This window comes from Mesorhizobium sp. WSM4806, from assembly GCF_055811635.1.
This window is the reverse complement of sequence record NZ_JBVVQZ010000010.1, coordinates 41,227-64,481: the sequence shown is the minus strand read 5'-3', so window position 1 is coordinate 64,481 and position 23,255 is coordinate 41,227. Positions and strand designations below refer to the sequence as shown.

General features: G+C 61.7%; 25 protein-coding genes. 5 read left to right on the top strand and 20 right to left on the bottom strand.

The window, feature by feature from the left end:
- Positions 1-2: 2 nt before the first annotated feature.
- On the top strand, positions 3-854 hold the full coding sequence (locus tag AC0L2M_RS16720) for a citryl-CoA lyase (protein WP_023797466.1): 852 nt from the start codon (positions 3-5) through the stop codon (positions 852-854).
- Here AC0L2M_RS16720 and AC0L2M_RS16715 read toward each other — a convergent pair.
- The 19 genes from AC0L2M_RS16715 to AC0L2M_RS16625 form a co-directional block, all read right to left on the bottom strand.
- Complete coding sequence (locus tag AC0L2M_RS16715; RefSeq protein WP_128173503.1) at positions 830-1,339, bottom strand: NUDIX hydrolase; 510 nt, start codon at positions 1,337-1,339, stop codon at positions 830-832. The genes AC0L2M_RS16720 and AC0L2M_RS16715 overlap by 25 nt on opposite strands.
- A gap of 128 nt (positions 1,340-1,467) precedes the next feature.
- Positions 1,468-1,764: a hypothetical protein gene (locus AC0L2M_RS16710; RefSeq protein WP_473523542.1), complete on the bottom strand. Its 297-nt coding sequence runs from the start codon at positions 1,762-1,764 to the stop codon at positions 1,468-1,470.
- Between the two features lie 321 nt (positions 1,765-2,085).
- Positions 2,086-3,540, bottom strand: a complete 1,455-nt coding sequence (locus tag AC0L2M_RS16705) for an HlyD family type I secretion periplasmic adaptor subunit (RefSeq protein ID WP_473535401.1) — start codon at positions 3,538-3,540, stop codon at positions 2,086-2,088.
- Entirely contained in the window at positions 3,537-5,297 is a 1,761-nt protein-coding gene (locus AC0L2M_RS16700) for a type I secretion system permease/ATPase (RefSeq protein ID WP_473535400.1), read from the bottom strand. Before AC0L2M_RS16700 ends, AC0L2M_RS16705 begins: the two co-directional genes overlap by 4 nt.
- Positions 5,298-5,375: 78 nt before the next feature.
- Positions 5,376-6,617 carry a CAP domain-containing protein gene (locus tag AC0L2M_RS16695; protein WP_473535399.1) on the bottom strand — a complete coding sequence of 414 codons (1,242 nt, stop codon included), beginning with the start codon at positions 6,615-6,617 and terminating at the stop codon, positions 5,376-5,378.
- A gap of 589 nt (positions 6,618-7,206) precedes the next feature.
- The gene (locus tag AC0L2M_RS16690) at positions 7,207-7,899 is read right to left on the bottom strand and encodes a response regulator transcription factor (protein ID WP_077379451.1); all 693 of its coding nucleotides are present in this window, start codon (positions 7,897-7,899) and stop codon (positions 7,207-7,209) included.
- Between the two features lie 10 nt (positions 7,900-7,909).
- The gene (locus tag AC0L2M_RS16685; protein ID WP_473535398.1) at positions 7,910-10,627 is read right to left on the bottom strand and encodes a DUF4118 domain-containing protein; all 2,718 of its coding nucleotides are present in this window, start codon (positions 10,625-10,627) and stop codon (positions 7,910-7,912) included.
- Between the two features lie 69 nt (positions 10,628-10,696).
- Complete coding sequence (gene kdpC / locus AC0L2M_RS16680; RefSeq protein ID WP_023797475.1) at positions 10,697-11,266, bottom strand: potassium-transporting ATPase subunit KdpC; 570 nt, start codon at positions 11,264-11,266, stop codon at positions 10,697-10,699.
- Positions 11,267-11,278: 12 nt separating this feature from the next.
- Positions 11,279-13,372, bottom strand: coding sequence for a potassium-transporting ATPase subunit KdpB (gene kdpB / locus AC0L2M_RS16675; RefSeq protein WP_473535397.1), 2,094 nt, complete (start codon positions 13,370-13,372; stop codon positions 11,279-11,281).
- Positions 13,369-13,581: a hypothetical protein gene (locus AC0L2M_RS16670; protein WP_473535396.1), complete on the bottom strand. Its 213-nt coding sequence runs from the start codon at positions 13,579-13,581 to the stop codon at positions 13,369-13,371. Before AC0L2M_RS16670 ends, kdpB begins: the two co-directional genes overlap by 4 nt.
- Before the next feature lie 24 nt (positions 13,582-13,605).
- Entirely contained in the window at positions 13,606-15,309 is a 1,704-nt protein-coding gene (gene kdpA / locus AC0L2M_RS16665; protein ID WP_473535395.1) for a potassium-transporting ATPase subunit KdpA, read from the bottom strand.
- Positions 15,310-15,342: 33 nt separating this feature from the next.
- Positions 15,343-15,432 carry a K(+)-transporting ATPase subunit F gene (gene kdpF / locus AC0L2M_RS16660; protein WP_287230395.1) on the bottom strand — a complete coding sequence of 30 codons (90 nt, stop codon included), beginning with the start codon at positions 15,430-15,432 and terminating at the stop codon, positions 15,343-15,345.
- 514 nt (positions 15,433-15,946) lie between these two features.
- On the bottom strand, positions 15,947-16,129 hold the full coding sequence (locus AC0L2M_RS16655; RefSeq protein ID WP_473535394.1) for a hypothetical protein: 183 nt from the start codon (positions 16,127-16,129) through the stop codon (positions 15,947-15,949).
- The gene (locus AC0L2M_RS16650; RefSeq protein ID WP_023797481.1) at positions 16,129-16,317 is read right to left on the bottom strand and encodes a DUF3606 domain-containing protein; all 189 of its coding nucleotides are present in this window, start codon (positions 16,315-16,317) and stop codon (positions 16,129-16,131) included. Before AC0L2M_RS16650 ends, AC0L2M_RS16655 begins: the two co-directional genes overlap by 1 nt.
- A 195-nt stretch (positions 16,318-16,512) precedes the next feature.
- Positions 16,513-16,773, bottom strand: a complete 261-nt coding sequence (locus AC0L2M_RS16645) for a DUF982 domain-containing protein (protein WP_287230391.1) — start codon at positions 16,771-16,773, stop codon at positions 16,513-16,515.
- Positions 16,774-16,939: 166 nt separating this feature from the next.
- Positions 16,940-17,170: a hypothetical protein gene (locus tag AC0L2M_RS16640; RefSeq protein ID WP_027153036.1), complete on the bottom strand. Its 231-nt coding sequence runs from the start codon at positions 17,168-17,170 to the stop codon at positions 16,940-16,942.
- 132 nt (positions 17,171-17,302) lie between these two features.
- Positions 17,303-18,064: an NYN domain-containing protein gene (locus AC0L2M_RS16635; RefSeq protein WP_091595693.1), complete on the bottom strand. Its 762-nt coding sequence runs from the start codon at positions 18,062-18,064 to the stop codon at positions 17,303-17,305.
- Between the two features lie 86 nt (positions 18,065-18,150).
- The gene (locus AC0L2M_RS16630) at positions 18,151-18,423 is read right to left on the bottom strand and encodes an Atu4866 domain-containing protein (RefSeq protein ID WP_473535476.1); all 273 of its coding nucleotides are present in this window, start codon (positions 18,421-18,423) and stop codon (positions 18,151-18,153) included.
- Positions 18,424-18,508: 85 nt separating this feature from the next.
- Positions 18,509-19,252 (bottom strand): SDR family oxidoreductase, encoded by a 744-nt coding sequence (locus AC0L2M_RS16625; RefSeq protein WP_473535393.1) that lies wholly within the window; start codon positions 19,250-19,252, stop codon positions 18,509-18,511.
- 120 nt (positions 19,253-19,372) lie between these two features.
- Here AC0L2M_RS16625 and AC0L2M_RS16620 point away from each other — a divergent pair, with 120 nt between their 5' ends.
- The 3 genes from AC0L2M_RS16620 (at position 19,373) to AC0L2M_RS16610 (ending at position 21,562) form a co-directional block, all read left to right on the top strand.
- Positions 19,373-20,263 (top strand): LysR family transcriptional regulator, encoded by an 891-nt coding sequence (locus AC0L2M_RS16620; RefSeq protein ID WP_287295534.1) that lies wholly within the window; start codon positions 19,373-19,375, stop codon positions 20,261-20,263.
- A gap of 227 nt (positions 20,264-20,490) precedes the next feature.
- Positions 20,491-20,898, top strand: coding sequence for a hypothetical protein (locus tag AC0L2M_RS16615; RefSeq protein WP_128173515.1), 408 nt, complete (start codon positions 20,491-20,493; stop codon positions 20,896-20,898).
- 208 nt (positions 20,899-21,106) lie between these two features.
- Positions 21,107-21,562, top strand: a complete 456-nt coding sequence (locus AC0L2M_RS16610) for a YybH family protein (protein ID WP_236392813.1) — start codon at positions 21,107-21,109, stop codon at positions 21,560-21,562.
- A 255-nt stretch (positions 21,563-21,817) separates the two neighbouring features.
- Here the strand turns inward: AC0L2M_RS16610 and AC0L2M_RS16605 are convergent, their stop codons facing one another.
- A complete protein-coding gene (locus tag AC0L2M_RS16605; protein ID WP_287230387.1) occupies positions 21,818-22,006 on the bottom strand; it encodes a DUF3606 domain-containing protein in 189 nt (62 codons plus the stop codon).
- 71 nt (positions 22,007-22,077) lie between these two features.
- Between AC0L2M_RS16605 and AC0L2M_RS16600 the strand changes: the two genes are divergently transcribed.
- Entirely contained in the window at positions 22,078-22,974 is an 897-nt protein-coding gene (locus AC0L2M_RS16600; protein WP_473481005.1) for an ATP-dependent DNA ligase, read from the top strand.
- Positions 22,975-23,255 lie beyond the last annotated feature (281 nt).

The following is a 23,255-nucleotide window of genomic DNA, read 5'->3' as shown; positions in this document are numbered from 1 at the left end:
ACATGAGCAACGTTGAGAAAAAAACCGGCCGCGAGCGCGGTGAGGAATGGTGGCAGACCGATATCATCGAAATGCGCCCTGGCGTGATCCGGCTGCGTGGCTATGAGATCCAGGACCTGATCGGCCGCGTCAGCTTTCCGGCGATGATCTGGCTGATGCTGCGCGGCGAACTGCCTGGCGAGGAGCAGGCGGCGCTGCTCGGTATCGCGCTGGGGGCGGCCGTCGACCACGGGCCGCAGGCGCCGTCGATCGCCATTGCCCGCATGGCGGCCACCTGCGGCGTCGGCATCAACAGCGCCATGGCTTCAGCCATCAATGTGCTTGGCGACGTGCATGGCGGCGCCGGCGAGCAGGCGCTTGCCTTCTACGGCGACATCGCCGCGGCACTGGACGCAGGCGTGACGCTTGCCGATGCCGTCGCGTCGCGGCTCGATCGCTTCTTCGCCGAGGAAAAATCCTATGTGCCGGGGCTCGGCCATCGCTTCCACCCGGTCGATCCGCGGGCGCCGCGTCTCATCGAGCTGACCCGCGATTTTGCCGCGCGCGGCGTCGTCAGCGGACGTTTCGCCGACATCGCCGAGGCTGTTGAGGCCGAGGTCGCGCGGCGCAAGGGCAAGAAGATCCCGCTCAACATCGACGGCGCCACCGCCGTCATCTATGGCGAGCTCGGCTTTCCGCCGCCGCTGACACGTGGCCTTTTCGTGCTGTCGCGCTCGGTCGGCATCTTGGCGCATGCGTGGGAACAGTCGCAACAGAGCGACCGCAACAAAGGACCACTGCCGCGCGAATGGTTGTGGGCCTATACCGGCACGCCGGTCCGGTCTTTCCCTCAGGGAGAGGACGACGCCAAATGAGACCTTGGTTCAAGTTCGCCAGCGGGCGCTGGCTGGGGAATTTTCAAGTTCTTCAGCAGCGTTGAAAGTTCGGGCTCGTCGATAAGCACGGCTGCGTCTTCCGGCGCCAGCCATGCCCGCTGCCGCCTTTTGGCTTCCTGCCAGTTGGCCAGTTCCTCCGTCACCGCCAGCAGGTAGACGGTGACGTCGACGCGGACGAAGCGGTTCGTCAGCCGCTTCCAGTAGGAATAGGTGCCGGCCGGCTGCTTCAGCGTCTTGCCGAGGACGCCGGCTTCCTCCCGCGCTTCGATGGTGGCTGCCTTGCGCCCACTCTTGCCCTTCATCGGCCAGCCCTTGGGCACGATAAAGCGCCTTGTCGATATCGAGGTGACCAGCATCACCTCGACGCCGCCATGCCTGCCCAGCCGAAAGGGAATTGCCGCGACCTGGCGGATCCGCTCGCCCTTCCTCGCCTTGCGCACGACCTTCTTCTTGGTGGCTGCCATTGCCGACGATCCAATCAGGGCAGTGCCCAAGCGCAAAGGCACGTTGCGAAATCAAAACCGCCTTTGATGCTACTTTAAGTAGAGCGGCGTTCAAGCATATCAGCTAAATAAATGAAAACGCCGGGCCATCAGCGGCAGACGCTGATGAAGCGGCTGCCCGATCGCCGCAACTGGCAAGTAGGCGCCATCTGCGGCACATCTGGCCGTTGCGGCACGACCACGCGATCCTGGGCACGGAACTGCTGTTGCTGCTGCTGAAATTGCTGCCGTCGCAGCCTGTTCTCCAGCATCTGCAATTCGCCTTGCAGGACCACGGTTTTGCGATTGGCGGGAGCGACGTTCTGCGCGGAGACAGCCGCGCCCGACAGCATCGCTGTTGCCAGGGTTGCCGACATCAAGATCGTCGAAAGGCGAAGCGGCGACATCCATCCATTCCCTTACGAAACAGAACCTTGCGATTATATAGGGCGTTTGTCTGATGATGCCATGGATTAAAACCCCACGCCGGAGCGGAATTGGCTGACTAGCCAGTCAGGGCGCAAAGCCCGTCGACCGATGTGTGCTGGCAAAGGGCACCAATACGAGGCCGACGACAAGAAGCTGGAGGGCATCCTGCAGTTCCATGCCTTTCAGGCCTGGATTGGATAATTTGAACCGCAACATCGCACAGTTGAAAATCGCGGCACGGGCGGCGCTGCGTTCCCCGGAGCCTTTGGCCACGGCACGGCGATAGCCCAGCTGCGCGACTATTCGCGGAATGCGCGGCTGATCTGGTCGGTCAATGGCTTCATCAGAAACGAGATGACGGTGCGATCGGTCGTGCGCATGAACGCCTCCACCGGCATGCCCGGCTTGAGGCTTTCCGGATCCAACGAGCCAAGCTTGCCTTCGTCAAGCCTGATCCGCACGCTGTAGTAGGATAGTCCGTTCCGCTCGTCTTCGACGAGGTCGGGAGAAACCGTTGCTACATGTCCTTCGAGTTCCGGCGTGACCTGCTGGCTGAACGCCGACAGCCGCAGATGGACAAGCTGGCCGGGCTGGACCTGATCGATGTCTTGAGGCGCGATGCGTGCGTCCACAGTCAATTCGTCAGCGGTCGGGACAATCATCATAATTGGCTCGCCGGTCGTGACGACGCCGCCGACCGTATGGATCGCAAGCTGATGCACCCGTCCGTTCTGGGGTGAACGAATATCGGTCTGTCTAAGCAATTCCTCCGCGGCGATCTTTCGCTCTGCCAATTCTGTGGTTCGAGCCTCCGTTTCGCGTAATTCTTTCGCGACCTCGCTGCGCCAATCCTGCTGGATCTGGATGATGGCCATTTCTGTTTCGCTGATTCTGCCGTTCGCTTCGGCTATCGCAGCGACGAGTTGGCCGCGCCCTCCCTCGATCTGAGCCTCGCCCCGCTCCAGGTCCAGGAGTCGCGACCGCTGGACGAGTTTCTTTTCCCAAAGGCCCCTGACGCCCTTGATCTCGTCGCGGACCAACGCAATCTCGTGCTCCTTGGCCGCCCTTTGTGCCTCGAGGCCCGCTATCTCCTCCTTGAGCTGGCTCACCCGTTGCCTGCGTTGCTCGATTTGGGCACGGTAAGCTCCCCGGCGCAAAGCGAAAAGTTTCTGCTCCCCGCCGATCACACGCGCCACATGTCCAACAGAGGAGCGGCTGGTGAGATCCTCGGAAAAGGCTATCGCCTCGGCACCCTCACGCTCCGCTGTGAGGCGTGCCTCCCGCGCCGAGAGTTCGTCCAGGGTATTGGTTATGACGGCGAGATTGGCGCGTGTAAGCGTGTCGTCGAGACGGAGCAAAATATCGCCTGCTCTGACTTCATCGCCGTTGCGCACGTTGATCTCACCCACAACGCCGCCACTTGGATGCTGAACCGCCTTGACGTTGGATTCCACTGCGATATGGCCGGTAGCGATGACGGCGCCTGACAATTCCGTCGTTGCGGCCCATGCACCAAGGCCGCCGACAAGCAGCGCCACGGTTGCGGCGCCAAGAAGCATATACCGGCGAAGGGATAAGTCGTTCTGCGTCGGCTGCGATCGCACATCGGTAGGGAGGTTAGCCCGAACGAACAGCAGCCCGCCGATTTTGCCCTTGACGCCGGCCAGATGGCTCGCTCCGGCACGAATATGCGGAATCATCCCCCTCACGCCGTTACGCGCGCCAAAGAACGATCGATCATGAAATAACGTCATCCTGATGCCTTTTCCTCCGGGGCAACTGCTTGAAGCGTTCCCACGGAGGCACTCCGCGTCGTGCCCCCGACGACCAGATCCCTCGCCCCAAATGCGTGCTGACGGCCGGAGTCGAGAACAAGTAAAAGGTCCACTGCCGCCAGGGCGCTTGGACGATGGGCGATGACGACAACCACGCCGTGCCGCTGTTTGACTGCAAGGATCGCCTGGGTCAAAGCCTGCTCGCCTCCAGCGTCCAGATTCGAGTTCGGTTCATCCAAAACAACGAGGAAAGGATCACCATAAAGCGCGCGGGCCAGTCCGATGCGCTGCCGCTGTCCTGCTGAAAGCGATGCGCCGCCCTCGCCGATCTCGGTCTGATATCCGCGAGGCAAGCGCAGGATCATTTCGTGCATGCCCGCGGTCTTGGCCGCCGCGATAATGGTTGCCGGATCCGGAGAAGGATCAAAGCGGGCAATGTTTTGAGCAATGGTACCTGCGAAAAGTTCGACATCTTGCGGCAGATACCCGATGTGCCCCCCCAGTGCCTCAGCCGGCCACTGTTCGATGGCGGCGCCGTCCAGGCGGATTTTGCCGCGCGCTGCCGGCCAGACGCCGACGAGCGCCCGCGCCAGTGACGATTTGCCCGATGCACTCGGACCGATGACACCGAGCGCGGAGCCGGCGCTCAGCGAAAACGTAATGTCCTGTACAACAAAACGGCGCTCGCCTGGCGGAACGACGCCGATCCCTTCAACCGAGAGTTCGGTCCGCGGCGGCGGCAGCTGCAAGCGATCCTCTGTGGCGGGGAACTCCCTGAAAAGTTCGCTCAGCCGATGCCAGCCTTGTCTAGCGGCAAGAAAGTTCTTCCAGTGCGCAATTGCGAGTTCGACTGGCGCCAGCGCTCGCGCGGTGAGAATAGAACTTGCGATGATGATGCCAGGCGTGGCTTCCTGGCCGATCACCAAATACGCTCCGATCGCGAGAACGACTGATTGCAGCAGCATCCTAAAGCCGCGGGAGAGCGCGCCGAATGAACCCGTGACATCGCTGGCGCGCATCTGCGCCCGCCTGTATTTGCCGTTTGCTTCCGCCCAGCGCGAGGCCACCGTGGATCTCATGCCCATCGCTTCGAGCACCTCGGCATTGCGGATGCTTGCCAGTGCGATATTGCTGCGCGCTCCGGCATATCCAGACATTTCAGTTGCTGGATGGCGGACAGTTTTCTCCGTGAGCACGGTCAATGCCAAAAGCAGGATCGCCCCAATCAGCGCAGCCAGGCCGAGCCAAGGATGGAAGGCAAAACAGAGCGCGAGATAAAGCGGCATCCACGGCAGGTCGAAAAGAGTGGCGGGACCACCGCTGGCCAGGAAACCGCCGATTTGATCGAGATCGCGCACCGGCTGCATGCCCTCGCCCGAACGGCCTCTGGCCAAGGGCAATTGCGACATCACGCGGTAGGTCCGCTCACTCAGGCGCTCGTCGAGTCCGCTGCCGATACGCGCCAGCACCCGGCCGCGGATCGCGTCGAGTGCACTTTGAAAAACATATAGAATCGAAATCAGCAGGACCAGAGCCACCAGCGTCGGCACGCTACGGCTGGGCAGGACCCTGTCGTAGACCTGCAGCATAAACACCGAGCCGGACAACATCAGCACGTTGATAAGGCCGCTGAAAGCCGCCACCGCCAAAAAGGCGCGCCGGAAATGCGCCAGGCAGGCAGCCAATTCGGACTTCGCCCTCGGCGGGCGGAGCTTCTCTGAACCAGATTGTGACATTGATGTCCCCTCGATCAACCGCATGCGTCAGCAGGCGATGCGGGCCCATAACTGCAGGCCCGCATCGTCCGGCATTGGCTACGCGGCCTGATCGGCGATCACGCTGTTGTTATGCGCAGACAGTTGCTCGATGAGTTTCGCAGCCAGCGCGTCGGCATCGCCCGCTTGCGTATGTGCATACTCTGCCCAATCAAAAGCCGGTCTCGGATCGCCCGCATTTGCTAGCGCGGTCGACGCATTGTCCCGGACCTGCTCGATAGCGTCGTCGAGTTGGCCCCGAGCGTTCCCGAGTTGTGGAAACACGATGTTATCGCCGTCAAGCGCCACCTGTGCACCACTCTCCTTAGCCGTGCCAGGCGTTCCTTCAGCCTCCTCATGTTCGGCCAGGGTCTGGTCAGACCGGAAGTTTACGCCCTGTTTGCCGAAGAAGGTTGCAAGCCACTGGGAGCCAGAATTCGGCTGCCCAGAATCCGGCGGCGTTGTCGGGGCCGGTTCAGCTTGCGCCGTTGGTGTCGGGGCCGGCTCAGCTTGCGCCGTTGGCGTTGGTTCCTGCTGCGGCGCCGGATCGGAAACTGCCGCCGGTTCATCCTGAACGGCAGCGACGGCTCCCTGCTTCGGATCGACGAGATCGAGTTTGACGTTCTTGCTCCCGACAGAGACGGTGCGCGTCGAAGCTTCGATGCCCGCCCCCGAGAAGGTTACTGTGTAGGTGCCGGGCTTGAGCGCGAGGTCGTAGCCGCCGGCGCCCATGGTCTTCGTCGTAAACGTCGCGCCCGTCGAACTCTTCGCTGTGATGGTGAGACCGGATAGACCTTCACCGGGATCGTAGAACCTATCCCCGTCCTTGTCGTCGATCGCCACACCGGTCAGGAACAGGTCTGATCCGGTCTTGGCGAAATTCTCCGCCACGAAACCGCTGGAGCGCCCCTGGTAATCGCCAACCTCGAATCCAAGACCTACCTCGCGGAAGTTCCCGTTGAGGATGTTGGCACGATGACCCGGGGAGTTCATCAGGTTGTTGTGCAGGAGCAGAATCTCGTCATTGTAGCCCGTCGGTGACCTGGTCGTAGCCCATGCGATGTTCTCTCCTGTCGCCCAGGAGCCCGTTAGGGTGTAGCCGGCAGCCTTCATACGCTGGGTGGGCGAGGACCCTCCCGACCCCGTGTGAGAAAAGGTGTCGGTTGCAAGCATCCATCTGCTGTGCCCCTCAGCCGCCTCGCTGAGATCATTATCGAAGGCCAGCGGCTGCACGCCGGCCTTAGCCCTCTCCGCGTTGATAAGTTCAAGTAGATATTGTTCATGTGCGCTATGTTGCGGCATTAGATCGTCGCTCCACTGTTTCGTTTTTGGACGGTCCCGCCAAGCTGTAGAATTTCCCAATCACGCTTGGTAAAAGCCGACTGTGGCTAACCTGCGGCAAGCAGCTGTTAACCATGATTTTGTTAAAGAGAATTTGTGGGGATGCGATAACACGAAATTTCATATTGTAATGCAACCAGCAAGTGTGACATTCAATTATGCGCGTTCTCGCGATGCGCGACGTGCGCGCCAGGCCGTGACGAGTTGAGAGTGGCGGCCGCGGCTATGCCGCCGGCAAGAGGTCGGGCTCTCGTCCTTTACCCGCATGCCGCCGGCATCCAGATCGGGACGGCGCCCGGTCCGGTCCCGAACGCCTCGCGTCGACCATTGCCATTAACCGAAGGTTGTTCGCCGATCTTGGACATCAGGGACCCGTGTGGCCGGGCCGTCTCGATCGCTGTCAAGATCGTTAAACGAAAAGCTGATCAAGTCGGCTTCGCCGTGCAACCGGGACGCTTGGTTGTGGAGCGCTGGATCAGCTGCAACAGGCGGCTGATGGTAGACGCGCGCCCCTCAGTGGGGTTAGACGGGCCCGCCCGTGGCCCTCGCTTCAGTCGACTTCGCGCAGGCGGTATCCTACGCCGGTTTCGGTGGTGATGTAACGCGGCTGGTCGGGCGTTTTCTCGATCTTTTGCCTGAGCTGCCGCACATAGACCCTGAGATACTGCACGTCGGTCGAATCGCCCCAGACCTGCTTCAAAAGAAACTGGTGGGTGAGAACCTTGCCGGCGTGCTGCACGAGGATGCGCAGGATGTCGTACTCCTTCGGCGAGAGCTTTATCTCCCTGTCCTCGATCATGACGATGCGCTTCACCAGATCGACCGTGAGATCGCCGGTGTGGAAGACCGGCTTCTCGCCTTGCTGCTGGAACTTGTGGCGGAGCGCCACGCGGATGCGCGCGACAAGCTCGTTCATGCCGAACGGCTTGGTGATATAGTCGTCGGCGCCGAGATCAAGTGCCGAGACGATGCCGGCCTCGTCGGTGCGGCTGGAAAGGATGACGACGGGAACATCCAGGCCGTCGTCCCGCCATTTGCGCAGCAATTCGTGACCGCCCATGCCGGGCAGGCCGAGATCGAGCAGGATCAGGTCCGGCTTTTCCGTCTCCACGAGTTCGATCGCCGTCTTGGCGTTCGGCGCCTCGCTGATCGCATAGCCCTGGCTGCCAAGGCCGACGCGGAGCAGCTTGCGGATCGGCGGTTCGTCATCGACGACCAAAATCCTGACGTCCAGGTTCGTCATGGCAAGTTCGTCATGGCAGGTCATCCATGCCGGGGTCGCCCACATGTTGGTCTGCCGCTACCGGCATCCTGATGGTAAAAACCGCACCCGGGCGGTCGGTCCTGTTGGCCGCCGAAATGGTCCCGCCCATCGCCTCGATGAAGCCACGGCAGATCGAGAGCCCGAGCCCGGTGCCGGCACGGACCTGATCGCCCTTGCGCACCCGGTGGAACGTGTCGAAAATGCGCTCCAGATCCGCTGGCGGAACGCCTGGCCCCTCGTCCATGATCTGCAGCATGACGGAACCATTGTCGGCCCAGCCCTGCAGGCGGATCGTCGAAGCTGGCGGGGCAAATTTAGCGGCATTGTCGAGGAGATTGAACAGCGCTTGCTCGAACAGGACGGGGTCGACCCTCAGCATCGGCAGATCCGTGGGAATGTCCATTTCGGTCTTGTGTTCGCCGATGATTTTTCTGGCTCGATGCAAGGCGGTGCCGACAATGTCGCCGACATAGTGGAACGCGTAGTTCGGCTCCATCGCACCGGATTCGATCTTGGTCATGTCAAGCAGATTGGCGATGAAGCGGTTCAGCCGCTCCGATTCGTCGAGCACGGTCGACAGCAGGTCCGCCCGGTCCGTTTCGGGAAGCGCCGGCGCAAATTCCCGCAATGTGCCGGCGGCGCCCATGATTGCGGCAAGCGGCGTTTTCAGGTCATGGGAAATCGAGGTCAGCAGCGCCGAGCGCAGGCGGTCCGCCTCGGCCTCGAGCCTGGCCCGGTCGACGTCGGCAACAAGCTGGATGCGCTCGATCGCGACCGCCGCCTGATCCGCGAGCGCGTCGAGCAGGCGCTTCTGTTCGGGGGTCAGCAACGGGCCTTGCTTGTCATTGTCGAGGCCGACGACGCCGACCGCGGTGCGACCGGTCCGCAACGGCAGATACAGGCGTCTTGCTCCGGGAAGCGTGTCTGCGCCGCGGCCTGCGGGGCGATCGTGCTCCCAGGCCCAACGGGCGGCCGCGATGTCGGCCTCGGCCAGCGTGTCGTCGGGTGGGTAACCGGCCTTGACGGTGATCGTGCCGTCTTCCGGCAGCAGCAGCACCACGCGCAGCTTCAGCATCGAGGCGATCTGGAAGGCAGTCGCCCAGAGCACGTCGTCTAGCGTGCCGGCGCCGGCGAGCTTCTTCGAGAAAAGATAGATATCTTCCGTGGCGCGTGCCCGCGCGCGGGCAGCGACCGCCTGTCGCTGCACCCGCGCTGTCAGATTGCTGGCAATGACCGCAACAACCAGGAAGGCAGCCAGCGCCACGATGCTCTCCGGGTCCTGGATCGTCAGCGTGTAGCGTGGTTCCAGGAAGAAAAAGTTGAAGGCAATGGCGCTGATGAGGCAGGCATACAAAGCCGGCCAGAGACCGCCGGTCACCGCCGACGTCAGAACCCCGATGAGAAAGATGATCGCCAGATTGCGGACGTCGAGGAACTGGTGGAGAAGGACCGCGAAGGCGAGCGAGCCAGCAACATAGGCCGTGGCCTTGAGATAGGGCCAGATATCGAATTGCCACTGCTCGTCCGCCACCTTTACGGTCCGTGACGTCGCCTCGTCGTTGCGTTCGTTTCCCGAAATGACATGGACGCTGATGTCGCCGGCATTGCGGATGAGATCATAAGTGAGCGAGCCTTCGATCAATTCCCGCCAGCGCGAACGGGTCGGCCTGCCGATCACGATATGGGTGAAGTTGTTGGCGGTCGCATGGCGAACGATGTCCTGCGCGACGTTCTGGCCTGGAATGGTCGTTACTTCGGCGCCAAGCTGCTCGGCAAGGCGCAGCAGCGTCGCGAGCCGATCCTTTTCCTCCTCGGACATGGCGGCTGAACGAGGGGTATCGACATGAAGCGCCGTCCAGGGAGCGCGGAGCCGGTCGGCCAATCTCCGCGCATAGCGGACGCGGGCCGCCCCGCCCGGACGCGCATCGACGCAGACGAGAACCCTTTCCCCCGCCGCCCAGGGCCCGGGTATGGCGTGGGCCTGCATGTGGGTCAGCAACTGCTCGTCGACGCGCTGGGCGGTGCGGCGCAGCGCCAGTTCCCTGAGCGCCGTCAGATTGCCCGGCGAGAAATAATTCTCGATCGCGCGCCGGGCGGTGCTGGGGATATAGACCTTGCCTTCCTCGAGCCGCTTGATCAGGTCGTCGGGCGTGAGATCGATGATCTCGATGTCGTCGGCCTGGTCGATGATGGAGTCTGGAACCGTCTCGCGCACCCTGACGCGCGTGATCTGCGCCACGACATCGTTCAGGCTTTCGACATGTTGTATGTTGAGCGTGGTGTAGACGTCGATGCCGTGCGTCAGGATTTCCTGAACGTCGAGATAGCGCTTGGGATGGCGGCTGCCCGGTGCGTTGGTATGGGCAAGCTCATCAACGAGGACCAGCGCCGGACGCCGGGCAAGGATGGCATCGAGATCCATTTCCTCGAGGATGCGCCCCTTGTACTCGACCCGATGACGGGGAATCGCCTCATAGCCGTCGACCAGCACCTGGGTTTCCTTGCGGCCGTGCGTCTCGACGACGCCGATCACCACGTCCACTCCGTCGGCCAATCTTGCACGGCCCGACATCAGCATTTCATAGGTCTTGCCGACACCGGGTGCTGCGCCCAGAAAAATCCGCAGACGACCGCGCGCCTCCCGCTCCGCACGGTCAAGCAGGGCGTCGGGTGAGGGTCGGGTTTCGTTGCTTCTGTCGTCCGGCATCACAATCGATCATGAATGGCGCCGGGGATGGTGTCGATCCCCAGCCTGCCACTCATTGCTTCCCACAATTCATTGCTTGATGGCCTCGTCCAGCGCCAGGTTAAGCGCCAGCACATTGACCACAGGCTCTCCCATGAAGCCGAGCTCGCGGTCCTCCACATGGCTGTCGACAAGCGACTTGACACTGGCTTCATCGGCGCCCCTGGCCCTGGCCACCCTGGCGACCTGGAAATAGGCGGCCTCGGGGCTGATATGCGGATCGAGGCCGCTGGCTGAAGTCGTGACCAGATCGATCGGCACCTTCTGGTTCGGATTTTCCGCATTCAGCCTGTCGGCATCGCTCTTGACGCGGTCGATCAGCCTGGGGTTGGTCGGCCCGAGATTCGAGCCGCTCGAAGCGGCGGCGTCGTAGCCGTCGCCCGCAGCCGACGGCCGGCCATGGAAATAGCGCTCGCTGGCAAAAGCCTGGCCAATCAGTTCGGAGCCGACGACCTTGCCGTCCCTCTCGATCAGGCTGCCATTGGCCTGGCGCGGGAACAAGGCCTGGGCGATGCCGGTCATGCCGATCGGATAGATCAGGCCGGTGAGGATGGTGAAGAAAACGATCATGGTGATGGCGGGTCTGATTTGCTTGAGCATCGACTTCATTCCTTATGCGAGGCCAAGCGCGGTGATGGCCATGTCGATCGCCTTGATGCCGACGAAGGGGACGATGATGCCGCCGAGGCCGTAGACAAGGAGGTTGCGGCTGAGCAGCGCGGCCGCGCCGATCGCGCGATATCTGACGCCTCTCAGCGACAGCGGGATCAGCGCGACGATGATCAGTGCGTTGAAGATGATGGCCGAGAGAATGGCGCTCTGCGGCGTTGCCAGATGCATGATGTTGAGCGCCTGCAGCGGGCCTGATGTCTGCCCCGGCGCAATGTAGAAGACGGCGAATATGGCTGGGATGATGGCAAAATACTTGGCCACGTCGTTGGCGATGGAGAAGGTCGTCAGCGAGCCGCGCGTCATCAGCAGCGCCTTGCCGATTTCCACGATCTCGATCAGCTTGGTCGGATCGCTGTCGAGGTCGACCATATTGCCGGCTTCGCGCGCGGCGACCGTGCCGGTGTTCATGGCGACGCCGACATCGGCCTGCGCGAGGGCAGGCGCATCATTGGTGCCGTCGCCGCACATGGCGACGAGCTTGCCCTTGGCCTGTTCGTCGCGGATGAGCTTCAGCTTGTCCTCGGGCGTCGCCTGGGCAAGGAAATCGTCGACGCCGGCCTCCGCCGCGATCGCCGCCGCCGTCATCGGGTTGTCGCCGGTGATCATCACCGTGCGGATCCCCATCTTGCGCAGTTCGGCGAAGCGCTCCCTGATGCCGCCCTTGATGATGTCCTTGAGATGGACGACGCCGAGCAGGCGTCCGTCGCGCTCGACCGCCAGCGGCGTGCCGCCGGATTTGGCGACGTCGTCGGCGATTGCCTGCAGATCGCGGACGGTGTCGCTGCCGGGGCGCGTGCCATGCGAGGCGACGGTCGACTGATTGACGTGGGCGAGCACCGAATCGACCGCGCCCTTGCGAACCGAAGAGCCATCGATGTCGACGCCGCTCATGCGGGTTTGCGCGGTGAAGGGCACGAAAGTGGCATGCAGTGTTGCCATGTCGCGGGCACGGATGGCGTATTTCTCCTTCGCCAGCACGACGATCGAGCGGCCTTCCGGCGTCTCATCGGCAAGCGAGGCCAACTGCGCCGCGTCGGCCAACTCCTGCTCGGTGACGCCCTTGACCGGGCGGAATGCCGTCGCCTGGCGATTGCCGAGCGTGATCGTGCCGGTCTTGTCGAGCAGCAGCGTGTCGACGTCACCCGCCGCTTCGACCGCGCGGCCCGACATCGCCAGCACGTTGAACCGAACCAGGCGATCCATGCCGGCGATGCCGATGGCCGAAAGCAGCGCGCCGATCGTCGTCGGGATCAAAGTGACGATCAGGGCGACGAGGACGGTCACCGAAATGGTGCCGCCCGAATAGGAGGCGAAACTCGGGATCGTCGCCGTCGCCAGCCCGAAGATCAGTGTCATGCCGACGAGCAGGATGTTCAGCGCGATCTCGTTGGGCGTCTTCTGGCGCGCAGCGCCTTCGACCAGCGAGATCATACGGTCGAGGAACGTATGGCCGGAGGCCGCGGTGATGCGCACGCGGATCCAGTCGGACAGAACCTGCGTGCCGCCGGTCACCGCCGAACGGTCGCCGCCGGATTCACGGATCACCGGAGCGGATTCGCCGGTGATCGCCGCCTCGTTGACCGAAGCGACGCCTTCGATCACCTCGCCGTCCGATGGAATGATGTCGTCGGCCTCGACGAGCACCACGTCGTCGACCTTCAGGCTGGTGCCGGGCACCAGCTTGAACGTGGTGCGGTCGTCGCCGCTCAACAGCTTGGCCTGGCTCTCGGTGCGAGCCTTGCGCAGCGAATCGGCCTGCGCCTTGCCTCGGCCTTCGGCGATCGCTTCGGCGAAGTTGGCGAAAAGCACGGTGAACCACAGCCAGATGATGATCTGCAGCGAGAAGCCGAGATCGCCGCCACCAGTGACGAGATCCTTGACGAACAGGACTGAGGTGAGCGCCGAGACGACGGCGACGACGAACATCACCGGATTGCGCATCAGGGTGCGCGGGTTGAGTTTCCTGAAGGCGCCGTTGATGGCGGGCAGCAGGATGCGGGCATCCATGATGACAGCGGATTTGGACTGGCTCATTTGGTGGCTCCAGTATCGATATTATTGGACGGCACCGATCGATCGGATGCCGAACGAAGATGCGGAAGCCCGGAGGCCAGCAGCCAGATCACGATCATGACTGCCGCAATGCCGAAGAACGTGGACATGGTCGGGAAAGGAGGCGGGGTCGCCCCTTTCCGATCGTCTCGATGCCGAATCTTGCGACGTATGGTTTTGAGCCAGGACATGACATTGATCCAAGGTGGGACGGTTCAGAAAGTCTGCCCGTGGATGCCGGCCAGGTGCTCCACGATCGGTCCGACTGCCAGCGCCGGGAAGAAGGTGAGGCCGCCGACGATCAGAATGACGCCGACCAGCAGCCCGACGAACAGCGGCCCGTCGGTCGGAAAGGTGCCGGCGGAGGCCGGCACCGTCTTCTTGGCGACCAGCGAGCCGGCGATCGCCAGAGCCGGGATGATGACCAGGAAGCGGCCCATCAGCATGCCGATGGCAAGCGTGACGTTGTACCAGGGCGTGTTGCCGGTCAGGCCGCCAAAGGCCGAGCCGTTGTTGGCGGCAGCCGAGGTGTAGGCATAGAGAACTTCGGAGAAGCCGTGCGGGCCGGCATTGGCCATCGAAGCGACGCCTGTCGGCAGCACCACCGCGATGGCGGTGAAGATCAGCATCGCCAGCGGCAGGCAGAGAATGGCGAGCATCGCCATCTTGACCTCCTTGGCCTCGATCTTCTTGCCGAGATATTCGGGCGTGCGTCCGACCATCAGTCCGGCGACGAAGACGGCGATCACGATATACATCAGGATGCCGTAGAGACCGGCGCCGACACCGCCGACAATGACCTCGCCGAGCTGCATGTTGATGATCGGGATCATGCCGCCAAGCGCTGTGAAGCTGTCATGCATGGCGTTGACGGCGCCGCAGGACGCGGCGGTGGTGATCACCGCAAACAGCGCCGACAAAGCGATAGCGAAGCGCGTTTCCTTGCCTTCCATGTTGCCGCCGTCGATGCCCAGCGCATGCACCAGCGGATTGCCTGATGCTTCCGCCCAGTAGCAGACGGCAACGCCGGCGATGAACAGGACGCCCATTGCAGTCAAGATCGCCCAACCCTGGCGCTGGTCGCCGTTCATGCGGCCGAAGACGTTGGTCAGCGCCGCACCGATGGCGAAGATCGAAACCATCTGGATCAGATTCGAGATCGCGTCGGGGTTTTCGAAGGGATGCGCGGCATTGGCGTTGAAGAAGCCGCCACCATTGGTGCCGAGCATCTTGATGGCGATCTGCGAGGCAACCGGCCCGACCGCGATAGTCTGCCGCGCGCCCTCCAGGGTTGTGGCGTCGAGATAAGCGCTGAGCGTCTGCGGAATGCCGAGATAGACATAGACCAGCGTCAGCACGATGCAGAGCGGCAACAGCAGGTAAAGGGTGCACCGGGTCATATCGACCCAGAAATTGCCGATCGATTTGCCGGAGGCCTTGCTGAAACCGCGGATCAGCGCGATTGCGATTGCGATGCCGGTCGCTGCGGACAGGAAGTTCTGCACGGTGAGGCCGGCCATCTGCACGAGATAGGACATCGTGCTTTCACCGCCGTAGTTCTGCCAGTTGGTGTTGGTCATGAAGCTGGCGGCGGTGTTGAAGGCGAGCCCGGGTTCGACGGAGCTCATGCCGGCCGGATTGTAAGGCAGGCTGCCTTGCAGCCGTTGCAGGGCGTAGAGCACCAGGAAGCCGGCGAGGTTGAAGAACAGCACGGCCGCCGCATAGGTGGTCCAGTGCTGCTCCTCATGCTCGCTGGTCCCCGAGATGCGATAAAGGCTGCGCTCGACAGGACCCAAAATCGGCGAGAGGAATGTGCGGTCGCCGCTGAAAACGCGATACATGTAGCCGCCGAGCGGCTTCACCAGCAAAACCACGATCCCGCAATAGACGAGGATCTGCATCCACCCGTTGAAAGTCATCGAAATAGCCTTCCGTGCCTGCGCCAGTTGCCGTTAGAAACGTTCTGGGCGAATGAGGGCGTATGTCAGGTAGGCGAGAAGGAACAGGGTCACAGCGCCACCGAGGATAAAGTCGACAAGCATGTTGCGGTCCTTCCGCCTAAAGACTGTCGCAGGCTTTGACGAAGGCGAAGAACAGGGCGAAAAACAAAAACCCTATCCCGAGAACGATGATGTCCATCGGAGCTGTTCCTTATTTTCGTTTTTGCACTGGCTTGCCTGCAGCCGGGCAGCGTTGAAGTCATGTGAAGACACTCTGTCGCGATGATAATGGCGACCGAGATGTGTCCTTCCCGACCGAATATGATCCGAACCCCATAAAGGTTCGAGACGTGGCGAAGAGGAAAGAAATAAGAATGCTATAAAGGATTTGCCGTCGCGGCTCTCAGCGCGGCGCTCAAAGATAAGCCGTGCGGCGGGGCGAAGCCGCCGAAAATCAGCGATTTCGCGTATAGATCACGGCATAGTCGTCCGCATACGCCGCTTCCAGCCGAGTTCATCGAAGAATGGGATGGGGCTGTCGTCCAGCGTGCGAATGGCTGGCGCGTGCGAAGCTGATGCGGGAACGAGGGCGGACTCGCTCCGCCAAATCGGCTGCTCAGCCTTCGGCCTTGAAGTTCTTGGCTTCCTTCTCGACCTTGGCGCTGTCCTTGCCGTGCTTGCGCATCAGATCCTTCGCCTGGTTGGGCGAAACGTCAGTTGTCTCGGCCAGTCGCAGGGCCTCCTTGTCGTCCGGTTCGCGTTTCTTCCGATCGGCCATTACGGTCCGTTTGTCAGCCATCACAATGCCTTTATGCTCTTGGCGATTTCGTTCAGCACCTTGCGGTCGGTGCCGTGGCGCTTGATCAGCGTGCGAGCCTGGTCGGGAGTGATGCCGGCTTCCTCGGCGAGATGCCTCACCTCATAGTCTTCGTCGCCGGCTACTTGTGAGCGATCGCGGTTGTCGGTCTTGGTCTTGTCGTCGGGCATGGCAGTTCTCTCCTCGCTTGGACCTTGAGCATAACGGCGGAGATTTCGTGAGGTTCCTTAATGCATGTCGCCCAAAAGTGCGCAGCGGTTTTGGGACAACGACATGCATAAACAGGAGCAATGCATGTCGCCCAAAGCTGCGCAGCGGTCTTGGGCAACGACATGCATAGCGACAGCAATGCGACGTGACGCGCTTTAACGCCGCCCTTCGCGCACAAACACATGGGCTTCCTTGGCTGCCGCCGTGAATGCCCGCCGCGCAGTCCCAACCGCCCGCCGCTGCTCCATCGCATCCATCATGGCTTTCAAGGCCGCGCGATATTTCGGCCCGCGCTTTTCTTTTGGCCATTTGTCGACCAGAAGCGAGGCCGCCTGGACCGTCCTCGTCACAGAAAGCCGGCGTCCGGTGCGTTCGCTCTCGATCGTCACCGGAACGTCGAATTGTTCATCACGCATTGCCGCCACTCCTCGACTCCAAGGACAGCAACGGCGCAGCCGGATTATTCGTTCCGATAGCGAATGGCGCGATCAATCCCGGTCACAATTCATGGTTACTGAACAGCTTACGTCGCCGGTGTCGTCCGGACAGTGCGCAAGCCAATTGCGGGCCGGGCGATGTGTATTAGCGGCACCGATGGTCGAACACGATCCCCATGGTCCTGCCAATTGCGGTCATGACGATAAGCTCGACCAGTTGGTCGTCGCTGTCCGTACAAGCTGGGCCTGCCCGGCGGATGGTATCTATTGCGGCTCTGGTCGATATGGTGTCGCCGGCGCGGAATTTTGAAAGCGCAGATGAAACAAGTTCATGGGCCGGCAAGTCAACGACAGGCGCTCTCGAAACGATGTCCATTGGCCTCCTCCGCCATGAACTCTCTGCCACGAGAATAATACGCCGAATGGTGGTTTTCGCCAGCGAAATTGTGGTCCGACCAGAGGCCGATCGGACACCAATTGGACTGGGACAGCTAGCTTTTTGCAGGGCTCAGCGCGATGCTGCCGACCTCGATTTCTCTCTGCCCTTCGCAGCTGGCTTGACCCTTATACGCATCGCTCCGCCCTCGGGATGATCGATCTCAAAGGCATTGGTCTTGCGCACGAGATCGCTCAGCTTGCGAAAGCCGAAGGTTCTGGGATCGAAGTCCGAAGCCAGATTGGCGAGCTGATTGCCGACAATGCCGAGCGGCACCCAGCCGTCCTCGGTTCCCATCTGTGAAATGACCCTGGTGATGATCGGCGTCGCGGCGCTGGGCGGCTGCAAGGACTTCGTTGGCGCCGCATCGTTCGCGTTGGCTGGCGCAGTCGGCAGCAGGTTCTCGGTGTATACGAACCGGCGGCATGCCTGCCGGAAACTCTCCGGCGTCTTCTGCTCGCCAAACCCATAAACGTCGATCCCGTGCTCCCTGATGCGAGCGGCAAGGCGGGTGAAATCGCTGTCGGACGACACCAGGCAGAAGCCTTCGAACCGCCCGCTGTGGAGAAGGTCCATGGCGTCGATGACGAGCGTGATGTCGGATGCGTTCTTGCCGGTGGTGTAGGCGAATTGCTGCTGCGGGATGATCGCATGCTTCGACAGCACATCGGCCCATGCCTTTGAGCGGGTGCTGGAGAAATCGCCGTAGATGCGACGAACGCTTGCCTCGCCGATCTTTGCGATCTCCTCGAACAAGCCGTCGGCAATCTTGGCCGAGGTATTGTCCGCGTCGATCAGCACTGCAAGCCGTGGAGAACGTGGTTCGGTTGGCAAGGTGAGCCCCTGTTTTTGGCTGCGCACCAGAGACATATGGTGCAGCGGAGCCATGCGAAACCTCTTTATCGAGATACGGACGTCATCTACTTCTCCAGATACAAGATCATGCCGGCGTGGTGCAGCACACCGTCGATGAACGTTCCGTCCGCGGTAAAGCCGGTGTCGTCCCAGTAGTCGATGTGATTTCCCCGGATCTCATAGCGCCCCTGGTATGCGCTGTCACGGTTCCCACGCGCTTCGTCATAGCGACCATTTGGAAGCAAGTTGTGGCGGATATGGCCATCCGCCGTGACCCACATCCCGACATAGGAGTGGCTTGCCGAAGCTGGGGTAACGGAATTTTGCGCGATATTCATTTGGGCGAGGCCTTTCTGTGCGGATAAGCCGGCCGCGCCGGCAACAAGCACGGCAGCGGCAAGCATGGAAATCTGTTTCATAGAACTACTTGCTGGCTGTCGGCCGGATGACGATCTCGTTCACGTCGACATCGTCCGGCTGTTCGATGGCAAAGCGCACGGCACGGCCGATCGCGTCGGGCTGCAGCGCAATGGCGCGATAGGTCTTCATCGCTTCCACTGCGATCGGATCGGTGATCGTGTCGGCGAGCTCGCTCTCGACCACGCCGGGATGAATGCAGGTGACGCGGATGTTGTCGTGCTCCTGCCGCAAGCCATCGGAGATGGCGCGGACCGCGTATTTGCTTGCGCAATAGACAGCGGCTGTCGGCGATACCGAAAGCGCGCCGATGGAGGCGATGTTGACGACATGGCCGGAGCCTCGGGCCGTCATCTGCGGCAGCACCGCAGCGATGCCGTAGAGCACGCCCTTGATGTTGACGTCGACCATTCGGTCCCATTCATCGACCTTCATCGAGATCATCAGCGACAACGGCATGACGCCGGCATTGTTGACGATCACATCGACGCGTCCCCAGGCCTGGCGCGCCGCATCGGCAAAAGCGGCGACATCGTCGCGGTCGGTCACGTCCAGGCGGCGTGTCATTGCCTCCCCGCCCTTTGCCCTGATCTCTTCTGCGAGCGCGTCCAGCCGACCGGTGCGGCGCGCACCGAGCATGACCTTTGCTCCTGCGGCACCGAGCTCCCGGCCGATGGCGGCGCCAATGCCGCTCGAAGCCCCGGTGATGAGCACGACTTTGTTGGGGGAAAAGTTTGGGTTGAGGGACATGTTCGGTCTCCGTCTGGTTGATTTTCGAACCGCGATGCAGCGGTTGCCACGAAGATGGATCTGTTTCACTGTAGCGATAAGACGACCATTTGTTTACAGCGTCGAAAGCACAGCTAACCAATGCAGCCGGATCTCAATGCGCTTGCCGTCTTTGCCCTCGTCGCCGAGGAGCGGAGCTTTCGCGCGGCTGCGGACCGGATGGGCGTCACCCGCTCGGCGGTCAGCCAGACGATGAAGCGGCTGGAAGAGACGCTCGGTATCGGGCTGGTCCAGCGCACGACGCGAAGCGTCAGCCTGACCGAGGCTGGCGAACGCCTCTACGCCGAGATAGCGCCCGCCATCGCCGACATGCGCGCCGCAATGGAGAGCACCGGGGACCTGCGCGGGCGTCCGCGCGGGCAGTTGCGGCTCGCCGTCTCGTCGATCGCCGAGCGCTTTCTTTCAGGGCCGTTCCTGGCGACCTTTGCCGAAGCCAATCCGGAGGTCCGGATGGACATCACGGTGACGGACGAGGAATTCGATATCGTCGCCGAGGGATACGATGCCGGCGTCAGGCTCGGCGAGGTGATCGAGCAGGACATGATCGCGGTGCCTGTCGCCGGTGACGAGCGGCAGCTGGCCGCCTGCGCGCCGGCCTATCGTGATCGGTTTGGCGAGCCGTCGCATCCGCAGGAACTCGCGGGCCATCGCTGCATTGGCTGGCGTCGCGCCCCGAAGGTCGCGCCCTATCGTTGGGAATTCGCCGAGGACGGCAAGGAGTTCAGCGTCGCGGTCGCGCCGGCGATCACGACCAACGACATGGCGTTGATGATAAAGCTCGCCATTGCCGGAGCCGGCATCACTTTCGGCATGGAGGAAAGCTTTCGCCCGTGGATCGCTCGGGGCGAACTGGTGCCGGTTCTCGTCGACTATTGCCCGCGCTTTGCCGGCTTCTACCTTTATTATCCGAGCCGTCGCAACGTCGCGCCGAAGCTGCGCGCGCTTGTCGAACACCTGCGGCGTCCTGGCTAGCGTTTTCCACGCGGACGATTGAACCGAAATCGCTTTCCGGCCGCCCGCTTTGGGACGGGAGTCCAGATCGTCAAACTCCGCTGTGCGCACCCGGTATCTCGATGTTGCATTTATATTAGTGTGAGCGCATGTTTTCATCAGCCGGCGCAAGCCGGTTAGGCCCGGCGGCCAGCCGGTCACCCCCAACAGGCTGCCGGGCCGCCTGCAACGGCTTGGGAGGACATGACATGCCGAAAATCTCGGAACTCTTTTTCAAGACAGCGATCGTCTTTCTTATTCTGGGAATTGCAGCCGGCCTGCAAATGGCAATTTCAGGCAATCACGGCGCCTACCCGGCTCACGCACACATCAATCTCCTGGGATGGGTAACAAGTGCAATATTCGGTGGGTATTACGCCCTGAACCCGACAAAAGCCGCCCGCAGTATCGCAATGGTCCATTATGGCGTCTATAATTTTGGCCTGGTGGTGATGTTGCCGGCCCTCTACTTGATGCTGCATGGAAATCCGGCGCTTGAGCCGATCGTCGCCACCGGCTCGATGATCGTCGCTGCCAGCGTGCTCATCTTTGCCTTCGTGGTTTTCTCCGCCGAAACGGCGCGCTCAGTCTCGGGAATGCCTGCGGTTCCACGCTAAACGATGTCAGGATATTGCTGAGCCAGGCCCGCGCCTCTGGCGGAGAAGGCGGGCCGATCGGGTAGTGGGCTGAGAGCGTCTGGCGCTTGCGTAATTAGATAAGCCTAATGCAAATCAGGTCTGGCCGATTGAGTGGGCGCGGCGGTGCACTCGGGTTGGGCGTGCTATTCATCCGATAGATATGTCGATCACGCAAAGGGAGGACGAGATGAGACCGGTTAAGTCATTCGCATTTGCTGCTGTGCTGCTTCTATCGTCTGCATTGTCTGCGGCCGCCCAGTCGGCTCGCGAGGACATCGAAGCGGCGCTGCCGAAATTCACGGACGCCTTCAATAGCGGAAACGCGGCGGCGGTGGGTCAATTGTATACCGAGGACGCTGCCTTGCTGCCGCCCGACGGCAAGCGCGTCGATGGCCGCAAGGGCGTGGAAGAGTTCTGGCAGGGCGCGATCAAAGGCGGGATGAAGAATCTCACCCTTAAGGCGCTGGAAGTGGAAGAGAGCGCGAACCTCGCCTACGAAGTTGGCGCATTTACGCTCGATGCGCCGAGCAAAGACGGCGCCCTCTCCACCCTTGTGGGCAAGTACATCGTCGTCTGGAAAAAGGGCGACGACGGGACATGGCGCCTGCATCGGGACATCTGGAATTTAGGTGCCGCCCAATAGGGATTGAAAATCCAGGCCTCATTGACCGGCTTGGCGAAAGGTGCGGCTGGTTTTTTGCGTTGGAACAAAGGCTTAGGTAGAAAGTTCGGCTTCCGCAGCATTATTTCCTGTGCAGACATGCTGCGAGATCGGCTCGTCCCTCCGATCAGCCCGCGTCCTCTTCCCCACCACGGGGCGCGGGCTTTTCTGCCTATCGTACGGAAATAGCCAATGACCAGCCGGCGATCGGCGGCCCCAGGTCTGAGAGTTTTGTCATCATTGTGCCGGCAATGCCTTCGCGGCAGCGGTCAGAGTTGCCCGATCGTTGCCGTGTTTGCGGATCAGCTCGCGCACCTGCTCCGGCGTGATGTTGTTCTGCAGAGCGAAAAAGTTCACTTCATAATCATCGTCCGCCGATATCTTGTTACGGTAGCGAAAGTCGCGTTTGCTTTTGTCGTCTGCCATATCGCACGTCCTTTTAGAACTTTATCATATTCACTATGGCTAATATACGCAGCTGACCTAGACTGGGTTCCATGCGTAGGCGGGCAGAGGCCGGCACCGGCCGGCTAGAGTTCATTCCCCCGATGGAGCCCAAGCTGGTGGCCATGCCGCCCGCGGGTGACAACTGGATTCATGAGATCAAGCTGGATGGCTACCGCGCCCAGATCATTATCAACGGCCACGAGGATATCCGCGTCTATACCGAAACCGGTAAGGACTGGACGCGTCAATATCTGGGCATCGTGGAAGCCGCGGGTGAGCTTGAGGTCAAGAACGCCATCATCGACGGCGAGGCGGTCGTCACCGACAAGGCCGGCATGCCCGACTTCAACGCGCTCCAGAACGCGGTCCACAACAATCCCTACGGCATGTACCTGTGCGCATTCGACATTCTGCACCTGAACGGCCATGATCTGCGCGACATCGGCTGCAAGGCACGCCGTGAACTTCTCAGCGGTATCATCAAGCCGCACAGCCGCATTCGGTTCAGCGAGGCCCTGCCTGGTGACGCGCAGTCGCTCTTCCACCTCGTCGAGGAGGTCGAGCTTGAGGGAATTGTCTCGAAGCGCGCCGACAGCAAATATCGCAGCGGCCTGACCTCGAACTGGCTGAAGACCAAGAGCTTCACGGTCGATGAATTCGAACTGCTGGGCGTCGAGCGCCAGCCCGGCGAGGCAGCCTTCGCCCTTTTGGCACAGCCCGGCACCGGGAAATATGTCGGTTCCGCCCTGATCAGCCTGGGCTGCGACATGAAGGAGCGGCTGTTCAAGCGGGTTCGGGAGCACGCCGGGCCGCCGCCAGAGGCCATGAAGAAACGGCCGGGGACACAATGGCTCAGGCCCGGGGTGAAGCTGCGCATCAGGCATCTTCGCGGCGACCACAGCCACATACGCAATGCGTCGCTGCTGGGTTTCGGTGACGAGAGCTAGTGCGCTTTGTCTGCCCCTTTGAGCGACGGGCGCTTCGGCGCCGCAGCCAGAAGGACGTCGTGACCTGGGAGTGGTTCACGCGGCTGGCCAACGACTGGCTGCCCAAACCGCGCATCCTTCATCCTTGGCCGCACCAGCGCCGTCAATTACCCGAGGCAGGAGTTGTATGCGCTAATCGGGCTCGTCGGATTTGTGCGGGGCGCGCTCGGCAATGGGAGTGCCACCGCGATCTGTATTATGTGACGATCGAGCCGCTACGGACATGCCCGGCTGGGCGGCAA